The organism is Nonomuraea sp. NPDC047897, assembly GCF_043204415.1.
Lineage (GTDB): Bacteria > Actinomycetota > Actinomycetes > Streptosporangiales > Streptosporangiaceae > Nonomuraea.
The window spans coordinates 12,655-33,179 of record NZ_JBIDCC010000004.1; the positions used below are offsets into that span (position 1 = coordinate 12,655).

General features: G+C 69.8%; 21 protein-coding genes. 11 read left to right on the forward strand and 10 right to left on the reverse strand.

Translation table 11 applies throughout. The annotated features are described in order from the left end of the window. The first annotated feature begins 4 nt into the window (after window positions 1–4). The 4 genes from sigM to trxA all read left to right on the forward strand — a co-directional run bounded on the left by sigM (window position 5) and on the right by trxA (window position 3,010). A complete protein-coding gene (gene sigM, locus ACGF0J_RS09905) occupies window positions 5–640 on the forward strand; it encodes an RNA polymerase sigma factor SigM (RefSeq protein WP_393143949.1) in 636 nt (211 codons plus the stop codon). Further along, the gene (locus tag ACGF0J_RS09910) at window positions 630–1,613 is read left to right on the forward strand and encodes an anti-sigma factor family protein (protein ID WP_393143951.1); all 984 of its coding nucleotides are present in this window, start codon (window positions 630–632) and stop codon (window positions 1,611–1,613) included. The genes sigM and ACGF0J_RS09910 overlap by 11 nt, the downstream gene beginning before the upstream one ends. 140 nt (window positions 1,614–1,753) lie before the next feature. Beyond that, window positions 1,754–2,686: a thioredoxin-disulfide reductase gene (gene trxB / locus ACGF0J_RS09915; protein WP_393143953.1), complete on the forward strand. Its 933-nt coding sequence runs from the start codon at window positions 1,754–1,756 to the stop codon at window positions 2,684–2,686. Between the two features lie 9 nt (window positions 2,687–2,695). After that, window positions 2,696–3,010 carry a thioredoxin gene (gene trxA, locus ACGF0J_RS09920; protein ID WP_185083921.1) on the forward strand — a complete coding sequence of 105 codons (315 nt, stop codon included), beginning with the start codon at window positions 2,696–2,698 and terminating at the stop codon, window positions 3,008–3,010. 138 nt (window positions 3,011–3,148) lie between these two features. On the opposite strand, the gene ACGF0J_RS09925 is transcribed toward trxA, so the two are convergent. After that, window positions 3,149–3,898: a TetR/AcrR family transcriptional regulator gene (locus tag ACGF0J_RS09925; RefSeq protein WP_393143955.1), complete on the reverse strand. Its 750-nt coding sequence runs from the start codon at window positions 3,896–3,898 to the stop codon at window positions 3,149–3,151. A gap of 60 nt (window positions 3,899–3,958) precedes the next feature. On the opposite strand from ACGF0J_RS09925, the gene ACGF0J_RS09930 reads away from it, so the two are divergent. Then, a complete protein-coding gene (locus ACGF0J_RS09930; protein ID WP_393143957.1) occupies window positions 3,959–4,597 on the forward strand; it encodes a GNAT family N-acetyltransferase in 639 nt (212 codons plus the stop codon). A 21-nt stretch (window positions 4,598–4,618) separates the two neighbouring features. Here the strand turns inward: ACGF0J_RS09930 and ACGF0J_RS09935 are convergent, their stop codons facing one another. Next, window positions 4,619–5,236, reverse strand: coding sequence for a GNAT family N-acetyltransferase (locus ACGF0J_RS09935; protein WP_393143959.1), 618 nt, complete (start codon window positions 5,234–5,236; stop codon window positions 4,619–4,621). Between the two features lie 153 nt (window positions 5,237–5,389). Here ACGF0J_RS09935 and ACGF0J_RS09940 point away from each other — a divergent pair, with 153 nt between their 5' ends. The 3 genes from ACGF0J_RS09940 to ACGF0J_RS09950 all read left to right on the forward strand — a co-directional run bounded on the left by ACGF0J_RS09940 (window position 5,390) and on the right by ACGF0J_RS09950 (window position 9,227). Further along, on the forward strand, window positions 5,390–6,736 hold the full coding sequence (locus ACGF0J_RS09940; RefSeq protein ID WP_393143961.1) for a PLP-dependent aminotransferase family protein: 1,347 nt from the start codon (window positions 5,390–5,392) through the stop codon (window positions 6,734–6,736). Window positions 6,737–7,144: 408 nt separating this feature from the next. Next, complete coding sequence (locus tag ACGF0J_RS09945) at window positions 7,145–8,101, forward strand: D-alanine--D-alanine ligase (protein ID WP_393143963.1); 957 nt, start codon at window positions 7,145–7,147, stop codon at window positions 8,099–8,101. Between the two features lie 82 nt (window positions 8,102–8,183). Continuing rightward, a complete protein-coding gene (locus tag ACGF0J_RS09950; RefSeq protein WP_393143965.1) occupies window positions 8,184–9,227 on the forward strand; it encodes a threonine aldolase family protein in 1,044 nt (347 codons plus the stop codon). An 874-nt stretch (window positions 9,228–10,101) separates the two neighbouring features. Here the strand turns inward: ACGF0J_RS09950 and ACGF0J_RS09955 are convergent. The 8 genes from ACGF0J_RS09955 to rpmH all read right to left on the reverse strand — a co-directional run bounded on the left by ACGF0J_RS09955 (window position 10,102) and on the right by rpmH (window position 15,762). Further along, the gene (locus ACGF0J_RS09955; RefSeq protein ID WP_393143967.1) at window positions 10,102–11,064 is read right to left on the reverse strand and encodes a ParB/RepB/Spo0J family partition protein; all 963 of its coding nucleotides are present in this window, start codon (window positions 11,062–11,064) and stop codon (window positions 10,102–10,104) included. Between the two features lie 361 nt (window positions 11,065–11,425). Next, window positions 11,426–12,355, reverse strand: coding sequence for a ParA family protein (locus ACGF0J_RS09960; RefSeq protein ID WP_393143969.1), 930 nt, complete (start codon window positions 12,353–12,355; stop codon window positions 11,426–11,428). A gap of 137 nt (window positions 12,356–12,492) precedes the next feature. Further along, window positions 12,493–13,164, reverse strand: coding sequence for a 16S rRNA (guanine(527)-N(7))-methyltransferase RsmG (gene rsmG / locus ACGF0J_RS09965; RefSeq protein WP_393143971.1), 672 nt, complete (start codon window positions 13,162–13,164; stop codon window positions 12,493–12,495). Between the two features lie 284 nt (window positions 13,165–13,448). Next, a complete protein-coding gene (locus ACGF0J_RS09970; protein WP_393144959.1) occupies window positions 13,449–13,937 on the reverse strand; it encodes a protein jag in 489 nt (162 codons plus the stop codon). Between the two features lie 20 nt (window positions 13,938–13,957). After that, window positions 13,958–14,908, reverse strand: a complete 951-nt coding sequence (gene yidC, locus ACGF0J_RS09975) for a membrane protein insertase YidC (protein ID WP_393143973.1) — start codon at window positions 14,906–14,908, stop codon at window positions 13,958–13,960. Between the two features lie 4 nt (window positions 14,909–14,912). Continuing rightward, entirely contained in the window at window positions 14,913–15,170 is a 258-nt protein-coding gene (gene yidD / locus ACGF0J_RS09980; RefSeq protein WP_185084778.1) for a membrane protein insertion efficiency factor YidD, read from the reverse strand. Window positions 15,171–15,187: 17 nt separating this feature from the next. Then, window positions 15,188–15,529: a ribonuclease P protein component gene (gene rnpA, locus ACGF0J_RS09985; RefSeq protein WP_393144961.1), complete on the reverse strand. Its 342-nt coding sequence runs from the start codon at window positions 15,527–15,529 to the stop codon at window positions 15,188–15,190. Window positions 15,530–15,624: 95 nt separating this feature from the next. Beyond that, a complete protein-coding gene (gene rpmH / locus ACGF0J_RS09990) occupies window positions 15,625–15,762 on the reverse strand; it encodes a 50S ribosomal protein L34 (protein ID WP_043614899.1) in 138 nt (45 codons plus the stop codon). A 484-nt stretch (window positions 15,763–16,246) separates the two neighbouring features. Between rpmH and dnaA the strand changes: the two genes are divergently transcribed. The 3 genes from dnaA (at window position 16,247) to gnd (ending at window position 20,494) form a co-directional block, all read left to right on the forward strand. Beyond that, on the forward strand, window positions 16,247–17,818 hold the full coding sequence (dnaA, locus tag ACGF0J_RS09995) for a chromosomal replication initiator protein DnaA (RefSeq protein WP_393143975.1): 1,572 nt from the start codon (window positions 16,247–16,249) through the stop codon (window positions 17,816–17,818). Window positions 17,819–18,339: 521 nt separating this feature from the next. Beyond that, on the forward strand, window positions 18,340–19,479 hold the full coding sequence (gene dnaN / locus ACGF0J_RS10000) for a DNA polymerase III subunit beta (protein ID WP_393144963.1): 1,140 nt from the start codon (window positions 18,340–18,342) through the stop codon (window positions 19,477–19,479). Window positions 19,480–19,552: 73 nt separating this feature from the next. Next, entirely contained in the window at window positions 19,553–20,494 is a 942-nt protein-coding gene (gnd, locus tag ACGF0J_RS10005) for a phosphogluconate dehydrogenase (NAD(+)-dependent, decarboxylating) (RefSeq protein ID WP_393143977.1), read from the forward strand. Window positions 20,495–20,525 lie beyond the last annotated feature (31 nt).

Consider the following 20,525-nt stretch of genomic DNA (forward strand, 5'->3'; position numbering starts at 1 on the left):
TCTTGTGAACTCCCCACCCGAGACACCCTCATCCGCGGAACGGCCGGCGGTCAGCGACGCCGAGCTGCTGACCGCGCACATCAACGGGGATCCCCACGCGTTCAGCGAGATCGTCAAGAGGCACCGCGACCGCATGTGGGCCGTCGCCCTGCGCACGCTCGGCGACCCCGACGAGGCCGCCGACGCCGTGCAGGACGCCTTCGTCTCCGCCTACCGCAAGGCCGGCACCTTCCGGGGTGAGGCGGCCGTCACCACCTGGCTGCACCGGATCGTCGTCAACGCCTGCCTCGACCGGATGCGCCGCAAGTCCATCCGGCCGGTCGCCGACGACGAGCTGATCGAGGCCGCCGAGCGCGACACGCCGCTGCCCGACCAGACGGGCGAGCGCGAGGTCTCCATGGAGGTCTCGGCCGCGCTGAAGCGCCTGCCCGCCGACCAGCGCGCGGCCCTGGTCCTCGTCGACATGATGGGCTACTCGGTCGAGGACGCGGCTCAGGTGCTGGAAGTGCCGAGCGGCACGGTGAAGAGCCGCTGCGCTCGGGGAAGAGCCAAACTCGCCCCAATTCTTTCGCATCTACGGAACCGTTCCGACTTCACTCGCGTCTCATCCGCGAAGGGAGCAGAACTTCGTGACGGGTGATACGCACTACGATCTGGACACCCTGGCCGATCTGGCCGAGGGTCTCCTGGACGCCGGCAAGGCTCGCCAGGTCCGCGACCATCTCGCGGTATGCGACCCATGTGGGGAGCTCCTGGCCGACCTAGCGGGTGTTCGCGAGGTGCTCGCGGCGACTCCGACACCGGCCATGCCGATGGGGGTCGCACTGCGCATCGACAAGGCGCTCGCCGCCGAGGCCGAGTCCCGGAAGGGAGGTGTGGGCCTCGCGGAAACACCTGACTGGGACGAGCTCATGCGGGACGCCCCGTGGGAGCGGACGGCGGCCGTGTACGAGCCGGCGTTCGGACGCGCCGCCGAGCCAGCCGTTCAGGAGCCCGCCGCGGCGGAGCCCGCGGCCGAGGAGTCCGAGCGGGTCCCCGAGCCGGTGCGCCTGGGAGTGGTCGCCGACGACGGCTCCGTCGTCCCGGCCGCGCTGACCGGGCGGCGCGCGTCCCGGCGGCGCCGGTGGGCGATGCCCGCCGTGGCCGCGGCCGCCGCGGCCGCCGTGGTGGGCACGGCGGTGGTCTCGACGGGGATGCTCGCTTCGGGCACGGGTTCGGGAGGCGCGGGACGGCAACAGGTCGTCGCCCAGCCGTCCACACCCACCCGCGCGCCCGCCAGGGGGCTGGAGCGCCCCGCCAGGCCGTACGCGCTGACCGACAGCGGCCACAACTACAGCGACGCCGAGCTGCGCCAGCCCCTCGAAGGCGTCTTCGGTCCGGCCCCCATCTTCAACGGGGGTTCGGAGGACGCCGCCCAGGTGGCCAAGTGCGTGGAGCGGGTGTCCAGCCGGACGAAGCTCACCATCTTCGCGGTGGACCAGGGCCAGTACAACGGCCAGGAGGCGGTCATCATGGCGTCGCGCAAGAGCGAGAACGCCAAGAAGATCCGGCTCGACATCGTCGATCCGTTCCGCTGCAAGAACCTCCGCAAGCCGACCATCGGCCGCTGGTAGCCTCCTTTCCCACGTCAGAGCCCGCTTCGGCGGGCTCTTTCGGTTCATGGCGGTGTCGCGGGTGAGGGTCGGGAATGGCGGCGGCCTAGGATCTGTTGACGCCACTGGCAACAGCAGACGAGGAAGGCAGCGTGGGAGCGTTGAGCGACGTTCGTAACGTGATCATCATCGGGTCGGGCCCCGCTGGTTACACCGCGGCGGTCTACTCCGCGCGCGCCGAGCTGAAGCCGCTGGTCTTCGAGGGCTCCGTCACGGCGGGCGGTGCGCTGATGAACACCACCGACGTGGAGAACTTCCCCGGATTCCCCGACGGCATCATGGGCCCCGACCTGATGGACAACCTGCGCAAGCAGGCCGAGCGGTTCGGTGCCGAGCTGGTCGCGGACGACGTCGTCGAGGTGGACCTGGAGGCCAACCCCAAGGTCGTCAAGACCTACACCGACACCTACTACGCCAAGTCCGTCATCCTGGCGATGGGCTCCGGCTACCGCGAGCTCGGCCTGGAGAACGAGAAGCGGCTCTCCGGCCGCGGCGTGTCGTGGTGTGCCACGTGCGACGGCTTCTTCTTCCGCAACAAGGACATCGTGGTCGTCGGCGGCGGCGACACGGCGATGGAGGAGGCCACGTTCCTGACCCGGTTCGCGCGCATGGTCACGGTCGTGCACCGGCGTGACGAGCTCCGGGCCAGCAAGATCATGCAGGAGCGGGCGTTCGCGAACGACAAGATCCGTTTCGTCTGGGACAGCGAGGTGGTCGACGTCCTCGGCGAGAGCCGGGTGGAGGCCGTGAAGCTGCGCAACGTCAAGACGGGCGAGGAGTGCGAGCTGGCCACCGACGCCCTGTTCCTGGCGATCGGCCACGACCCGCGTACCGAGCTGGTCAAGGGGCAGATCGAGCTGGACGACGAGGGCTACGTCAAGGTCGCCTCCCCATCGACCGCCACCAACATCGAGGGCGTGTTCGCCGCCGGCGACGTCGTCGACCACACCTACCGTCAGGCCATCACCGCGGCCGGCACCGGCTGCTCGGCGTCCCTCGACTCCGAGCGCTGGCTCGCCGCCCAGGAAAGTTAGGAGCGCACCGTGAAGGCAGTAACCGACGCCACGTTCGAGGCCGAGGTCCTCAAGAGCGACAAGCCCGTTCTGGTCGACTTCTGGGCCGAGTGGTGCGGCCCGTGCCGTCAGGTCGCGCCCATCCTTGAGGAGATCGCCCGCGACCACGGCGACAAGCTGGAGATCGTCAAGCTCAACATCGACGAGAACCCGCAGGTCCCGCGCGACTACGGGGTCCTGCAGATCCCGACGATGAACGTCTTCAAGGGCGGCGAGGTCGTCAAGCAGATCATCGGCGCCAAGCCGAAGGCGATGCTGCTGCGCGAGCTCGACGGCATCATCTAGGCCGTTCACCCGGGCACGTTCGGTCCCGCTTGTTCACTTCGCGCCTGAGCGACCGGGCCTGAGCCGTCAGGCCGTCCGTGAGAGCCTCCCGCGTCCGCGTGGGGGGCTCTGCGCGTGTCCGGGCATCGCCCGGCGCGCTCAAGCGCCGGGGCGGGCCGCCCGCCGGGCGATCAGCGCCTCCACGCCGTCGAGCAGCAGATCGAGGCCGAACCGGAAGTCGGCGTCCGCCGTCCACCCCTCGGACTCCCGGAGCAGCCCGGCCCGCATCATGGCCGACAGCGCGGGGTAGGCCTGCGGGTCGAGCACCTCGGCGAGCACCGCGCCGTAGTCGGCGGCCCCGGTGATCCTCGCGTCGTCGAGTCCCCGGCCCCCGGTGCGCATCCGGTGCGTGAGTGTGGCGTCGGTCAGCGCGTATCCGGTGAGGGCGGTGACCACGTTGAACCTCTCGCCGTCGCCGAGCGGGGTGTCGCCGAGCGCGTCCAGGGCCCGGTCGAGCCAGCGCAGCCGTCGCGGCCCCATGGGCGGGTCGAGGCCCGGCAGGGACAGCAGCCACGGGCGCCGCAGCAGCAGGTCACGGTTCGCCCGGGTCCAGGCGACCAGGTAGTCGCGCCAGGACCGGCCGTCCCGCTCGGGCGGTGGGGGGACGGCGCCGTCGGCCATGATGGTCAGCAGCTCGTCCTTGCTGCCGACGTACCGGTACAGCGCCATCGGGGCGACGCCCACGCGTGCTGCGACCCCGCTCATGGAGACCCCGGCCAGCCCGTCGGCGTCGGCGATCTCGATCGCCGCGGCCGTGATCGTCGCCAGGTCGAGGCGCGGTCGCGGACCCCGGCGTGTCCCGGGCTCGCGCCCCCACATCCGGGCCACGACCGGCGGCAGCTCGGTCATCGGACTCCTCATTAATGCTGTACGTTCTACACAGTAGATAATACACAGTAAGGGGATCCGATGGAGATCCGGACGTTCCAGGAGAGCGACCGCGCCGAGTTGCGTGAGCTGTTCGCCCGCGTGGGCGAAGGCGCCCCGACCGCGTCGCTGTGGGGGCACGTGGAATCCGAGGCGGCGGTGTACCTGGAGCCGTACATGGACCTGGCCCCCCAGTCTCTCTTCCTCGCCGTGGCCGACGGGGCGCTGGTCGGCTACCTGGCGGGCTGCCTCGACACCTCGGCGTTCCCGCGCGAGAGCGAGCGCATGGAGCGGGCGGTCAGGCAGCACCGGCTGATGTTCCGGGCCCGCCCCGTGGCCTTCTTTGCCCGCGCCCTGGCCGACGCGGTGCGGGCCAGGCTCAGGAAGGAGCCCACCGCGGGAGACTTCGACGATCGCCGGTGGCCCGCGCACCTGCACATCAACGTCGCACGCGAAGCACGGGGCACCGGCGCCGCCGACGCGCTGATGCGCGGCTGGCTCGACCAGCTCAGGACGGCCGGGTCGCCCGGCTGTCACCTGCAGACCCTGGTCGAGAACACCCGGGCGGTGCGGTTCTTCGCCCGCATGGGCTTCGCCCCGCACGGCCCGACGCCGCTGGTCCCCGGCATCCGGCACGAGGGCAGGCGGATGCACCAGCGGACGATGGTCTGGAGCCCGTGACCTCGCGCGCCCGCAGGACGGCTAGACGGGACGCAGGGCGCGCTCGGGGCTCATGGAGCCCAGGAGGCGTTCCAGGGCCACCTCGACGTCCTCACGCCACGACACGGCCGTCTTGAGCTCCAGCCGCAGCCGCGGAAAGCGCAGATGCGGCCGTACGGTCTTGAACCCGACCGAAAGGAGGTACTCGGCCGGCACCACGCAGCTCGGCTCCTCCCACTTGAGGTCCCCGAACGCCTCGATCGCCTTGACCCCGCGCCGGGTGAGATCCTTGGCCACCCCCTGGATGAGCATGCGCCCCAGCCCGCCACCGGAGAACTCCGGGATGACGTGCGCCGTCATGAGCAGCACCGCGTCGGCGCTGACCGGCGAGGTGGGGAACGCCACCGAGCGCGGCGTGTAGAGCGGCGGCGCGTACAGCACGAACCCGGCCGGCACCCCATCGACGTAGACGATCTTTCCGCAGCTGCCCCATTCGAGCAGCGTGGCGGAGATCCACGCCTCCTTCTCCAGGCCAGGGTCGCCCGACTCGACCGCCCGCTCCCCGTTGACGGGGTCGAGCTCCCAGAAGACGCACCGGCGGCAGCGGCGCGGAAGATCGTCAAGGTTGTCCAGGGTGATATTGACCAGCCGGCGCGACAACTACGGCCCCTATCGTCGACTCGAAAAGCGCGGGAAAACCGCGTCCCCAGCTGGCATCGTAGCCCAGTGACGGCGCCGCCAGCGGGCACCACGGCCGCCAGCCCGGTCACGGGCGACATGTCCGACTGGCGTAACCTGATATTCCAGGTCTCCATGACACCTAGGAGGTGGACCGTGACGGATGAGCAGGATCACGGTCAGACGCCCGCGATTCACGGGTCGCGCATCGACGCCTACGTCGATCGGTACGCCGCGCGAGCTACCGGGATGGTCGCCTCCGAGGTCCGAGCTCTGTTCGCCGTCGCGTCGAGGCCCGAGGTGGTCTCGCTCGCCGGCGGCATGCCGTACGTCACCGCACTTCCCCTCGACATGGTCGGCGAGCTCGTCTCCGACCTGGTGACCAGGCGCGGCCCGGTCGCGCTCCAGTACGGCTCAGGGCAGGGTGATCCGCACCTGCGCGAGCAGATCTGCGAGGTCATGCGGATGGAGGGGATCAACGCCGGGGCCAACGACGTCGTCGTCACGGTGGGGTCCCAGCAGGCGCTCGACCTCATCACCCGGATCTTCATCGACCCCGGTGACGTGGTGCTGGCCGAGGGGCCCTCGTACGTGGGCGCCTTGGGCACCTTCTCCGCCTATCAGGCCAAAGTCGTGCATGTCGCCATGGACGAGCAGGGCATCGTGCCCGAGTCCCTGGCCCAGACCATCTACGCCCTGGAGACCGCCGGGGCGCCGATCAAGTTCCTCTACACGATCCCAACCTTCCAGAACCCCGCCGGAGTCACGCTCAACCTCGCCCGCCGCCAGCAGGTGCTCGACATCTGCCAGCGGGCCGGCGTGCTCATCGTCGAGGACAACCCGTACGGACTGCTCGGCTTCGACGGCGAGCCGATGCGCGCCCTGCGGGCCGACAACCCCGACGGCGTCGTCTACCTGGGGTCGTTCTCCAAGACGCTCGCTCCCGGGTTCCGCGTCGGCTGGGCGCTCGCCCCGCACGCCGTCCGCGACAAGCTGGTGCTGGCCATGGAGTCGGCCGTGCTGTCGCACTCGTCGTTCACCCAGCTCGCCGTGGGCGCCTACCTCGCCACGCAGCCGTGGCAGGAGCAGATCAAGACGTTCCGGGAGCTCTACCGCGAGCGCCGTGACGCGATGCTGGAAGCCCTGACCGCGCTGATGCCGCCCGAGGTCACCTGGACCCGCCCCGGAGGCGGGTTCTTCGTCTGGGCCACCCTGCCCGAAGGGCTCGACTCGAAGGCCATCCTGCCGCGGGCGGTCGCCGAGCGGGTGGCGTTCGTGCCCGGCACCGGGTTCTTCTCCGACGGGAGCGGGGCCCGGCAGATGCGGCTGTCCTACTGCTATCCGGAGCCCGACCGCATCCGCGAGGGCGTGCGCCGCCTGGCCGGGGTGATCGAACAGGAGATCCAGCTCCGCGACACGTTCGGCACGGGCAGCACGCGCGGCCACATCGGGGTGGACACCCCGGGCCCCGACCTGGCCTGACGACGCCGTCGGCGCGCCCTCAGAGCGCGCTCCGGCCGCAGGGCGCGCGGCAACCCGCCGTCGAAACCGAGCAACCCTCCTCCCTTCGGCCGGCACGGCCGGCGTCCCTCCGGATCGCACGGCCGGCGTCCCCGCTCAGGGACGCCGGCCGTCTCGTCTGCCGGACCGCCGGTCGCCGTGCGGGCACGGGCGCTCGGCCCTGCCGGTGGCGGTGTTCAAGCCGCCTCGCGCTCCGTCCGTGACCGCGCCCATGTCCCGCCGTTCCGGACGCGTGCGTACGGCCGCCACCGAGACGGGCCGAGCGTGCCGGCGTTCCCGACTCGCGGCGCCCCGACGCAGGGCTGGCGTACACCCTTCCCCCCGTACGCCGGTACCGTTGGACAGCGTTCGATCGGCGGAGGAGATGTGATGAGCGATGTGGGGCACGTGCTCGTGCTGGCAGGAGGCCTCTCCTACGAGCGGGAGGTGTCCCTGCGCTCCGGCCGCCGGGTGAGCGAGGTGCTACGGGCGGCGGGCATCGACGTGGAGACCCGTGACACGGACGCGTCACTCGTGCCGTCGATCCTGGCCGACCCGCCGGACGCCGTCTTCGTCACCCTTCACGGCGGCGCGGGCGAGGACGGGGCGATCCGGTCGGTGCTGGAGCTGCTCAACGTGCCCTATGTCGGCGCCGACCCCGACGCGTGCCGGGTGGCGTTCGACAAGCCCACCGCCAAGGCCGTCGTCCGCTCGGTCGGCCTGCGCACCCCGCGTTCCGTGACGCTGCCCAAGGAGACCTTCCACGACCTGGGAGCCACCGTCGTCCTCGGGCGCATCGTGGATCAGCTCGGACTGCCCCTCTTCGTCAAGCCCGCCCAGGGCGGCTCCGCCCTGGGCGCCTCGATCGTCCGCACCGCCGAGGAGCTCCCAGCCGCCATGGTCGGCTGTTTCGCGTACGGTGACACGGCACTGATCGAGCGGTACGTCGAAGGCGTGGAGGTAGCGGTGTCCGTCGTCGATCTCGGCAACGGGCCGGTCGCACTGCCCGCCGTCGAGATCGTGCCGGACGAGGGCGTGTACGACTACGCCGCCCGCTACACGGCCGGGCACACCGAGTTCTTCGCACCGGCTCGCCTTTCCCCCGAGGCCGCGGCCGCCTGCGCGCAGACCGCGGTCGAGGCGCACACCGCGCTACGGTTGCGCGACGTCTCCCGCACCGACCTCATCGTGGACGGCGAGGGGCAGCCGCACTTCCTGGAGGTGAACGTGGCGCCGGGCATGACCGAGACGAGCCTCCTGCCGATGGCGGTGGAGTCGGCCGGCCTGGACCTCGGCGACGTCTGCCGCGCCCTCCTGCGCAACGCCGCCTCTCGCGCCGCCCTCTGACGCGCCCTCCTGGCATACACAGGCCGGCCGCGCAGGCTCCGGCGGGGACCTCGTGTGGTCGGCGGCTCGGTAGCGTGACCGTGTGCTGAACGAATCCATGTACCCCAAGAGCTTCGCCAGCGACAACCACGCGGGCGTACACCCGGACGTCCTCGCCGCCATGACGGCGGCCAACCACGGTGACGCCCCGGCGTACGGGGACGACAGGTGGACCGCGGACTTCGAGCGCCGCACCAAGGACGTGTTCGGAGGGGCGGCGGAGGGCTTCGCGGTGTTCAACGGAGCCGGGGCGAACATGGTCGGCCTGGCGCTCATGCTCGGCCGGTACGACGCCGTCATCTGTCCCGACACCGCGCACATCGCCACCCACGAGACCGGAGCGGCCGAGCGGCTGCTCGGCGTCAAGCTCATCACCGTCCCCACCGAGGACGGGAAGCTGCGGCCGGGCGACATCACCAGCCGGCTGGGCACGCTGGGCAAGCACCACGAGTCGCAGCCGCGCGTCGTCTCGGTGTCACAGGTGACCGAGCTGGGTACCTGCTACTCCCCCGCCGAACTGGCCGCACTCGCCCAGGCGGCCCACGACGCCGGGATGCGACTGCACGTGGACGGCGCCCGGCTGGCCAACGCCGCGGCGCACCTGTCGTGCGACCTGCGCGCGATCACCACGGACGTGGGCGTGGACGTGTTCAGCTTCGGTGGCACCAAGAACGGCGCGCTGGCCGCAGAGGCAGTGGTCGTCCTCGACGCCTCGCTCGTGACGGGCACGCCCTTCCTGCGCAGGCAGTCCCTGCAACTCGCCTCGAAGATGCGGTTCGTCTCGGCTCAGCTCACCACCCTGCTCACCGACGACCTCTGGCGACGCAACGCCGCCCACGCCAACGCCATGGCCGCGCGTCTCGCGGCGGGCGCCGCCGACGTGCCGGGCGTCCGGATCGCTCATCCCGTCGAGTCGAACGCCGTGTTCCTCGCTCTGCCGCCCGGCGTGGCCGCGGCACTGAGTGAGCGATACCTGTTCCACTACTGGGACGAAGCGGCCTGTGTGGTCCGGTGGATGACGGCCTTCGACACGACACCGGAACACGTGGACGACCTGCTGGGTACCCTTCGGACAGCCGCCGCCTGACGGCCTGCCCGGCCAAGGTTTCACGTGAAACATCGCCCGTGCCCGCCGGACGCCGACGGCAGCCACCCGTTCCCGACGACAGCCGACGGGGCGCGGACGACGGGCGACACGCGGGCGCGGGCGCGGAAGCGGGCGCGGACGACGGGCGCGGGCGCGGAAGCGGGCGCGGAAGCGGGCGCGGAAGCGGGCGCGGAAGCGGGCGCGGAAGCGGGCGCGGGCGCGGAAGCGGGCGCGGAAGCGGGCGCGGGCGCGGAAGCGGGCGCGGAAGCGGGCGCGGAAGCGGGCGCGGAAGCGGGCGCGGAAGCGGGCGCGGAAGCGGGCGCGGAAGCGGGTGACACTTCGCCGGCGACACCCATTACCGGCAGGCGGCAAGCAACGCTGACGGCGGCACACGCCGGATGGCAGGTGAAGGCGATCCTTGACAGGCAGAGTGATGCCTGGCGAGCGGCGAGCCATGACGGTCGTGACAGCGAGGCCCGACAGGCAAGCGTGACAGACGGCCCATGGCAGGCTGGCGGGCGACTGCGACGGACGGGCGTAGGTGGCTGGCGGATGGCGGCGGCGGATGGCCGAGGGCCCACGGCCAGTGGCCAGTGGCCGACGAGGCGGCGACCCACGACCGGTGGCCGACGAGGCGGTGGTCCTGGCGACGGCTGATGGCTGTGACCGACAAGCTGTGGCCGACAAGCTGTGGCCGACAGGCGGTGGTGACGGGCGGTGGTGACGGGCGGCTGGCGGTGTCAGAACGCAGGGCAACGTTGGACGTCTCCGGCCGGGCGATGTTTCACGTGAAACAATCAGGCCTCGGCGGCTCCACAGCTTCACGGGCAACAAACGAGCCGCAGTGGTGCGGTTTCACGTGAAACATCGGCGGTTACTCCACGCGGTCGCGCATGGCCCTGGCGGCCTCCGGGGCCATGGTGCCGATGATGCGCTCCAGGTCGTCGATGGTGGCGAACTCCACCACGATGCGTCCCTTGCGCCGGCCCAGGTCCACCTTCACCTTGGTCTCGAAGTGGTCGGACAGGCGGTCCGCGAGGTGGGTGAGGCCGGGGGCGGTGGGCTTGTTGAGCCGACGCTCACGGGGCGGCTTCGGGGCAGCCGCCGCCTGGGCGCTGCCGAGGGCGACGATCTCCTCGACGGCTCGGACCGACAGGAGTTCGGCGACGACGCGCTTGGCGAGCTGGATCTGCTCCTCCGGGTCGTCGAGCCGGAGGATGGCGCGGGCGTGGCCGGCGCTCACGGTGCCGGCGGCGACGGAAGTCTGGACCTCGGGCGGCAGGTTGAGCAGCCGGAGGGTGTTGGTGATGTGCGAGCGGGAGCGGCCGACCTTCCGGGCGAGCTGATCATGGGTGGCCTGGAAGTCGTCGAGCAGTTGCTGGTAGGCGGCGGCCTCTTCCAGGGGGTTGAGCTGCTCGCGCTGGAGGTTCTCGATGAGGGCGTCGAGGAGGAGGGCGTCGTCCTGGGTGTTGCGGACGATCGCCGGTACGGCGTCCAGTCCGGCCTGCTTGCACGCTCGCCAGCGCCGCTCCCCCATGATCAGCTCGTAGTTGCCGCCGCCGACCGGGCGTACCACGATCGGCTGCAACAGGCCGACCTCGCGGATGGACGCGGCGAGCTCGTCCAGACGCTCGCCGTCGAAGATGTCACGCGGCTGGCGCGGGTTCGGCACGATGGCGGCGAGCGGGACCTCCATGAAGTACGCCCCGGCGATCGGCTTGGGGCCGGTGTCCGTGGTCGTGCCCTCGGCGGGGGCCGCCGTGCCGTTGCCGTCAGTGGGACCGGTCGGGATGAGTGCTCCGAGCCCCTTGCCCAATCCCCGCCGCTGCTGACTCACTGCGTCTCCTCATCCACCCGGCCGATTCCGGTCACTTCAGGGAAGGTTACCGTCGTGAACGCAACCGGGTGCCGCCTCGCCACACGGGCTTGTGCGGATTTACACCACGACGGCCTGGCCACATCCCGCACGCGCCGTTCCCACCGTCTTCGGACGGTGAGCGACGGAGTTGTCGGGCCGCAGGGTTCGGCGGCCGACGCGGTCCCCCGGACATGAGCCCGCAGGGTTCGGCGGCCGACGCGGTCCGCCCGGACATGAGACCGCTGAGGACGTCGACCGCCCGCGCCTCCCGCAGCGACACCGGCGTGCCGAGGAATCCTGCCCGGTACGGGCCTACGCCGGGCCGGCCGGACGGGGTCGCTCAGACGAGGGCGCGGTGCGCGATCTCCCGGGCCGCGTCCATGTACGCCATCGCGCCGCTCGAACCCGGGTCGTACGTCATGACCGACTGCCCGTAGCTGGGCGCCTCCGACAGGCGCACGCTCCGCGGGATCACCGTCTTCAGCACGGTTTCGCCGAAGTGCGCCCGCACCTCTTCGGCGACCTGGGACGCCAGCCGGGTGCGGCCGTCGTACATGGTGAGGACGATCGTGGACAGGCGGAGCGTCGGGTTCAGGTGCACCTTGATGAGATCGACGTTGCGCAGGAGCTGACCCAGCCCCTCCAGCGCGTAGTACTCGCACTGGATGGGGATCATGACCTCGTCCGCCGCCACCAGCGCGTTGACCGTGAGCAGCCCGAGCGACGGCGGGCAGTCGATGATGATGTAGTCGAGTTCGGCGCTGTACGCGGTGAGCGCCCGGCGCAGCCGCGCCTCGCGGGCGACGAGAGAGACCAGTTCGATCTCCGCGCCGGCCAGGTCGATCGTGGCGGGAGCGCAGTAGAGGCCCGGCATGTCGGGCACCTGCTTCACGATGTCGGCCAAGGGGAGGTCATCCACCAGCACCTGGTAGACGTCCGGCACGTCACCACGGTGCTCGGTGGCCAGTGCGGTGGAGGCGTTGCCCTGCGGGTCGAGGTCGACCACCAGCACCCGTTGGCCGTTCATCGAGAGGGCGGCGGCGATGTTGACGGAGGTGGTGGTCTTGCCCACGCCGCCCTTCTGGTTGGCCACGGCGATCACTCGGCACTTGGCCGGCCGCGGCCAGCCTCCCTCGGCGCCTCTTGAGGTCTCCCCCACCGCGTCGCCCGCCTGAGTCGCAGATGTTTCACGTGAAACCACAGAGCTGAGTGCCTCTCGTACCAAGGGAGAATCGCCGGGGTTCAGTGGGGTCTGGGTCACGATCGCCATCCTTTCAACCAGAGGCATGCCGGGGTCGGGAAGTGGCCGTCGCGACACGCCCTTTTCAGGCCAGCCAACCCCCGAGGGACTCTCGGACGGAGGCTCGCCAGGCCAGCCAAGACCGCTTGACGCGACTGGCACAACCGTCACCTCCTTCGTCGCCGCCTACCGGTCTCCGGCGCGCGACCCGCTACCACCCGAACCAATGTTGCGGGCGGCTCGACCTTACCGCGCCCGACGGTGACAAGCTCGGCCGTCTTGGCTCCGCTCGCGCGGAGCTGGGGTCCGGCCTCGGCCAGTTCCTCCGCGGCGCGCTCCCCCTTCATGGCGATCAGCTCGCCGCCCTCGCGGAGCAACGGCATGGCCCAGGTGAGCAACCGGTCGAGCGGGGCCACGGCGCGCGCGCTGGCGACGTCGAACTCGCGCTTGCCCGCCAGCTCCTCCGCCCGGCCGCGCAGCACCTCGACGTTGTCCAGCTTGAGCACGTCTACGCATTCCTCCAGGAACACGGTACGGCGAAGCAGCGGCTCCAGCAGCGTGACCGTGATGTCCGGCCGGACGATCGCCAGCACGAGGCCGGGCAGGCCGGCGCCCGAGCCGATGTCGACGAGGCGCACGTCCGGGGGGATCGCCTCGGCGACGACGGCGCAGTTGAGCAGGTGGCGGTCCCAGATGCGGGGCACCTCCCGCGGACCCAGCAGTCCGCGGACGACCCCGGCTCCGGCGAGGATCCCGGCGAAGGCGTTCGCTCGCTCCCATGCCTCGCCGGTGAAGACGTCTCTGGCGATGTCCGGCGGAGCAGGTAGCTCGTCGCTCACTGGTCGATGGCCTTTCTCGGGTTCGTGGTTCGCTGGGTGGTGCTCGCCGGCACGGGACTGAGCGGGTCGGGGCGGGTCGGCCGAGGCTGCAGGGCCGCGCCGGTCTGGGACGGTGTCCCACTCAAGGCTAGGGCGTGGGACCGCGACGGACGACCAACGGGTGCCGTCCGTCCGCGTCCGTCGCCGGGAGCATCCCGTGGCCGGATCAATCCGTACCGTACGAAAACGGCCGCCAGTCCCGGGCACCGGGGCTGACGGCCGTTCGCGGAACACCAAGCAGGTGGTCAGGCGGGGAGGACCACCACATAACGCTGCGGCTCCTCGCCCTCGGACTCGCTCCGGAGCCCGGCGGCGGCCACCGCGTCATGGACGATCTTGCGCTCAAAGGGGGTCATGGGCTTGAGCGACTGGGGCTCGCCCTCGTCGCGGACCTGGTTGGCGACCTCGGTGCCGAGCTTGGTCAGCTCGGCGCGCCGCCGTTCGCGGTAGCCCGCGACGTCGAGCATGAGCCGCGACCGCTCCCCCGTCTGCCGGTGGACGGCCAGCCGGGTCAGCTCCTGGAGCGCCTCCAGCACCTCGCCGCCGGGGCCGACCAGCGCGTTGCCCTTGACACCCACGACGGAGACGAGCGCGCGGTCGCCCTCGACGTCCATGTCGATGTCGCCGTCGATGTCGGCGATGTCGAGAAGCCCCTCGACGTAGTCGGCCGCGATCTCGCCCTCCTGCTCAAGTGCGGTGAGATCAGGAGCCTTGTCCTGCTCGGCCTCGGTCATGGCCGGCCTCTCCTTCGTGTTCACGACTTCTTGCTGCCGGTGCGCTTGCTGCGGGGCTGGCGGCTGGGCTGCTGCCTGATGATCTTAGGCTCCGGCGGAGGGGGAGGCGCCTGCTCCTCGGGCGTGGTGCCGCGCATCTTGGCCAGCAGACCCTGCTTGGGCTTGGCGGGGATCACGTTGCCCTTGGCGTCGTACTGCGGCATCGGGTGGCGGCTGTAGAACCAGTGCTGCTGGCCGAGCGTCCACACGTTCGTGGTCACCCAGTAGAGGATCAGACCGAGCGGGAAGTTCAGGCTGAAGAAGGCGAACAGCGGAGAGATGTACATGAGGATCTTCTGCTGCTGCGCCATGGGGTTGTCCGGCATCTGGGCCATCGAACGCGTGACGCTCTGCCGGACGGTGAGGAACGTCGTCAGCGAGCTGACGGCCACGAAGATGGCCAGCACGATCTTCGTCTGCACGACGCTGGCGTCGAAGCCCTCGATGTCGGCCGACGACATGAAGAAGTTGGCCGGGAGCGGTGCGCCGAAGATGTGCGCCTTGCGGGCGCTGTCGACGAGCTCCTGCGTCATCCCCCACTTGGCCTGGCCGTTGGCCATCGCCTGCAGCACGGTGAACATCGAGATGAAGATCGGGAACTGTGCCACGATGGGCAGGCACCCGCCGAGGGGGTTGGCGCCCGCGCCCTGGTACAGCGCCATGACCTCCTGGTTCATGCGCTGCTTGTCGTTCTTGTAGCGCTTGCGCAGCTCCGCGACCTTGGGGGCCAGTTCCTGCATCTTCCGCGACGAGCGCATCTGCTTGAGGAACAGCGGGAAGATGAGGATCCGCATGAACGCGGTCAGCGTGATGATCGTCAGCGCCCAGGTGAGCCCGCCGTCCGGGTTCAGGAACGTGCTGAAGCCGGTATGGATCCAGATGATGACTTGGGCGACGGCTGCATAGAGCCAGCTGAGCCAGGACAGCTCCACCGAGCTATCTCCCTTGCAATTCGTGAGACCGAACCGGGCGTGGGGGCACCGGGTCTATACCTCCGGGATGGAATGGGTGGCACCGCCCGATGCGCCGGACAGTCAGCCAGGTGCCGCGCAGTGCTCCGTGTACGGCGATCGCCTCGAGCCCGTAGGCACTGCACGACGGGTAGAACCGGCAGCGCGGACCGAGCATCGGGCTGATGAAGGCCCGGTAGAACCGGATGGGGACGATGAGTGCCCGAGCGGCGAGGCTCGGCATCCCCTGCGGTTGCTCCGTCATCTGTGTCCATCCGTCGCGGACTCGCGCCGCCTCAGCAGACGATCCAACGCGAGGTCGAGCTCGGCGGCAAGATGCTCGGATCGCGCTGACGCGGCCGGTGGATTGGCGCGTACCACAAGCAGGCTACCTCGCGGCAGCCGGTCGAGACGGTCTCGCATCAGGTGTCGAAGCCGACGCTTGACCTCGTTGCGGACCACGGCGCCCCCTACGGCCCGGCTGACCACGAATCCGACTCGGGGCGCCTCCTCTCCGGAAACGCTGAGATGTGCCACCAAAGTAGGACGGCCTGCGCGTTTGCCGCGCTTGATGGCCGTCTGAAATTCCTCCCCGCGCCGCATGCGGGAATGTCGGGACAGCACAGCAATTGCACCTTATGCGCCTATTGCCCGTCGGTGAGGTTCACCGACGGGCGGGGCTATCTGGCGCAGGGCGATCAGGCCGACAGCTTCTCGCGGCCCTTGCGGCGACGAGCGGCCAGGATGGCGCGACCGGCCCGGGTGCGCATCCGCAGCCGGAAGCCGTGGGTCTTCGCGCGGCGACGGTTGTTCGGCTGGAAAGTACGCTTGCTCACGGGTGGGCTCCAGGCTTGATGGTGCGCCCAGGGGCGCTTCAACACACAGGGCTGGCCTGCCAGGGAAGCGAGGGCACGCGAAATAGCCGTCGCGTGGCAAGCCGACCGTCGTACGTTACGGGCCAAGCGCCGTCGAGGTCAAACCGGCGCACTCCCCGAACGCCGTCCCGAACGCCGGTCCACCCGGTTATCCACGTATCCACATGCGGGTTTTCCACCGCCCCCGCCGTGTCCACAGTATGTGCGCGCGGCTACCACTAGGCTGTGGACAACGCCTTGTCCACAGGTGTGCACATGGCTACTGTCGGCCTCTTCGGCGCCATCTCAGGCTGTGGACATCCTGTGGATCTCCTGTGGATGTCGTGGGGGCTACGCCCGGGCGGCACGCTGTGGACGGGCGGGGCCGATCGACACATGGGCAGTGCCCGGTTGTGGATGAACGATCGCGGGGGGCCGCGAAAAAGAAGGGAAAGGGAGCCGCGCCATGAACGCTGTCGACCTCGCCGCCGTCTGGTCGAGGGCGCTGGGCAACTTCCTCAACGAGAACGTGCCCGTCCAGCAGCGCACATGGCTGTCCATGGTCCGGCCCATCGCCCTGGCCGGCGACACGATCGTGCTGGGCGTCCCCAACGACTTCCTGAAGGACCTCATCGAGGGCAAGCTGCGCCCGCTCGTCGCCCACGCGCTGTCACAGGAGCTCGGCAAGGCCATGCGGCTGGCCGTGATGATCGACACGACGGCCCCCGAGCAGCCTGCCCCGGATGCTCATCCACAGCCTGTGGGGCAAGGTTATCCCCAGGGTCCGGAACAGCAGTTGCGTTATGCACAGCCCACGTCGTCCCAGCATTTCCAGGCTTCGGAGCCTCCGCAGTTCTATTCTCCACAGGCCGAGCCGGCCTCGTCGTCCACCGAATATCCACAGCCCGGCTTCTCTTTCGACCAGGCCCAGCCGGCTGTGGAGAAGGCACCGGAGTCGGTGCCGAACCGGTGGGAAGCGAAGAGCAACAAACCAAGCGAACCGGCCCGTCTCAACCAAAAGTACACATTTGAGACATTCGTCATCGGTGCCAGCAACCGCTTCGCGCACGCGGCAGCCGTGGCCGTGGCCGAATCCCCCGCGAAGGCGTACAACCCGCTCTTCATCTATGGCGACTCGGGGCTGGGCAAGACGCATCTGCTGCACGCCATCGGTCACTACGCGCAGAGCCTGTACGACGGCGCCCGGGTGAGATACGTGAGCTCCGAGGAGTTCACCAACGACTTCATCAACAGCATCCGCGACCACAAGGCCGACGGGTTCCGCGGCCGCTACCGCGCGATCGACATCCTGCTCGTGGACGACATCCAGTTCCTGGAGGGTAAGGAGCAGACGCAGGAGGAGTTCTTCCACACCTTCAACACCCTCCACAACGCCAACAAGCAGATCGTCATCTCCAGCGACCGCGCGCCCAAGCAGCTGATCACCCTGGAGGACCGGCTGCGCAACCGGTTCGAGTGGGGTCTGATCACCGACGTCCAGCCGCCCGAGCTGGAGACCCGCATCGCGATCCTGCGCAAGAAGGCCATCCAGGAGGGCCTGGCCGCACCGCCCGAGGTGCTGGAGTACATCGCCAGCCGCATCTCCACCAACATCCGTGAGCTGGAGGGCGCCCTGATCAGGGTGACGGCGTTCGCCAGCCTCAACCGGCAGGGCGTCGACCTGCAGCTCGCCGAGGTCGTGCTCAAGGACCTGATCACCTCGGAGTCGGGCGCGGAGATCACCATCGCCACGATCATGGCCAAGACGGCCGAGTACTTCGGCATCAGCATCGACGACCTGTGCGGCAGCTCGCGCAGCCGGGCGCTCGTCAACGCCCGGCAGATCGCGATGTACCTCGCGAGGGAGCTGACCGAGCTGTCGCTGCCGAAGATCGGCCAGCAGTTCGGCGGCCGCGACCACACCACTGTCATGCACGCCGAGCGCAAGATCCGGTCGCTCATCGCCGAGCGCAGGTCGATGTACAACCAGGTCAACGAGCTGACAATGCGTATCAAGCAGACAACTCGCGGGTCGTAGCCGTTATGCACAGCCTGTGGATAACACTGTGGACCAGGGAAAACGCGCCGGGACGGCCGATTCGCGCCCCACAATGCCCGGAAATATCGCCCACAGGGCCTGGGGATAAAGGTGGGGACATCCTGAGGACAACCTGGGGACATCCGGTGGATGACTTGTGGATGCCCTGTGCACAGTCGTCAGAGGGCGGCCGGAGAGGGCGTTTACCCGGTGGATAACCTGTTGAAACCCGGTGGATAACCAGTGGATGAACGACCCATGATCTGGGGACGGCCTGTGGGCAACGGATCGTCATCCCCAGGCGGCGAAGTTGTCCCCAGGCCTCACCCACACCCTCGGTGGATAAAAACAGGCGGCCTGAGCTGCGGAAAGACGGGTTATCCACAGTATCCACAGAACCTAGTGTGATGACCACTTATCTCTCTTACAAAGAACTCAAGACCCATAGAGGGGTTCGCCCGGACCCGAGGCTCGGGAGGGGCGAAACTTGAATCGACAACGAGCTCAGGAGGCTGATGACCGTGATGTTCCGAATCGAGCGAGACGTCCTCGCTGAGGCGGTGGCATGGACGGCACGCAGCCTGCCTGCCCGCCCGTCCGTGCCCGTCCTCGCCGGCATGCGCCTGGAGGTCACCGACGAGCAGCGGCTGAAGCTGTCCGGCTTCGACTACGAGGTCTCCGCCGAGGTGACGCTCGAACTCCACACCGGTGAGCCCGGGGTCGTCCTCGTCTCGGGCAAGCTGCTCGCCGAGATCACCCGCGCGCTTCCCGCACAGCCTGTGGACTTCGTCGTCGAGGGCGCCAAGGCGGTCGTCACCTGTGGCAGCGCCCGCTTCACCCTGCTGACCATGCCGGTGGAGGACTACCCGTCGCTGCCGCTCATGCCGCCCGCCGCCGGCCGGGTGGGCAGCGACGTCTTCGCCTCCGCCGTCGGACAGGTCGCCGTCGCCGCCGGCCGGGACGACACGCTGCCCATGCTCACCGGCGTACGGATGGAGATCGAGGGCGAGGTGGTCACGCTCGCCGCGACCGACCGCTACCGTCTCGCCGTGCGTGAGCTGCGCTGGCAGCCCGGTCAGGCCGACTTCTCGGCCGTCGCGATGATCCCCGGCAAGACCCTCGCCGACACGGCCAAGGCCCTCGGCTCGACCGGCGCCGAAGTGGAGATCGCCCTCAGCTCGGCGGGCGGCACCGGCGAAGGCATGATCGGTTTCTCCAGCGCGGGGCGGCGCACGACCACGCGGCTGCTCGACCCCGAGTTCCCCAAGTACCGCTCGCTGCTCCCCACGGAGTTCTCCGCCCGCGCCGACCTGTCCACAGGCCCGTTCGTCGAGGCCGTCAAGCGCGTCGCCCTGGTCGCGGAGCGCAACACCCCCGTACGGCTGGCGTTCCGGAACGGCGAGGTCGTCCTGGAGGCCGGCAGCGGCGACGAGGCGCAGGCCGTCGAGGTGCTGCCGGTCGACTACGACGGCGAGGAGATGAACATCGCCTTCAACCACCAGTTCCTGCTCGAAGGGCTGGGGGCCATCGACTCCGACGTCGCCCGCCTGCAGATGACCACCTCCACCAAGCCCGCCATCCTCACCGCGGGCAAGCCTGTGGAGGACGGCGGCGCCCCCGACTACCGCTACCTGATCATGCCGATCCGTCTGTCAGGCTGAAAAAGCCATCGGAGATGATGGAAGCCTGACAAGGGGGTAGATCACCTTGCAGCTCTCAAGGGGGTAGATCAGCATGCAGATCGGCATGATCGGGCTCGGTAAGATGGGCGGCAACATGGCCGAGCGGCTGCGCCGCGGCGGCCACGAGGTCGTGGGCTACGACCACAACCCGGAACTCAGCGACGTGGGCAGTCTCAAAGAGCTGGTCGAACGGCTTGAGGCGCCGCGCGCTGTCTGGGTGATGGTGCCCGCGGGTGAGCCCACCCAGCACACCGTTGACGAGCTCGGGCGGCTGCTGGGCGAGGGCGACGTCGTCGTCGACGGCGGCAACTCGCACTATGTGGACGACCAGCGGCACGCCGCCGAACTCGCCGACAAGGGGATCGCCTTCGTCGACTGCGGGGTGAGCGGCGGCGTCTGGGGCCTGCAGAACGGCTACGCGCTCATGTGCGGCGGCGACAAGGCCACCGTGGACCGCCTGATGCCGATCTTCGAGACGCTCAAGCCCGAGGGCGAGGACGGCTTCGTCCACGCCGGAGACGTCGGCGCCGGGCACTTCGCGAAGATGGTCCACAACGGCATCGAGTACGGCATGATGCAGGCCTTCGCCGAGGGCTGGGAGCTGCTGGAGGCGTCCGACGTCGTCAAGGACGTCAAGGGCTCGTTCAGCAGCTGGCGCACCGGCACCGTGATCCGCTCCTGGCTGCTCGACCTGCTGGTGCGCGCGCTGGACGACGACGAGCACCTCGAACGGCTGCGCGGTTACGCCCAGGACTCCGGCGAGGGCCGGTGGACCGTCCAGGCGGCCGTGGACCACGCCGTGCCGCTGCCGGTGATCACGGCCGCGCTGTACGCCAGGTTCGCCTCGCGCCAGGACGACTCGCCCGCGATGAAGGTGGTGGCCGCGCTGCGCAACCAGTTCGGCGGCCACGCGACCGCCGCGGCCGAGGGCTCCACGGCCAAGGGCGCCGACTCCCCCGGCGCCGACGTCGTCCCGCCGCGCGAGGCCGAGTAGGTTGCGCCAGTGACCTGCGTGGCCGACTAAC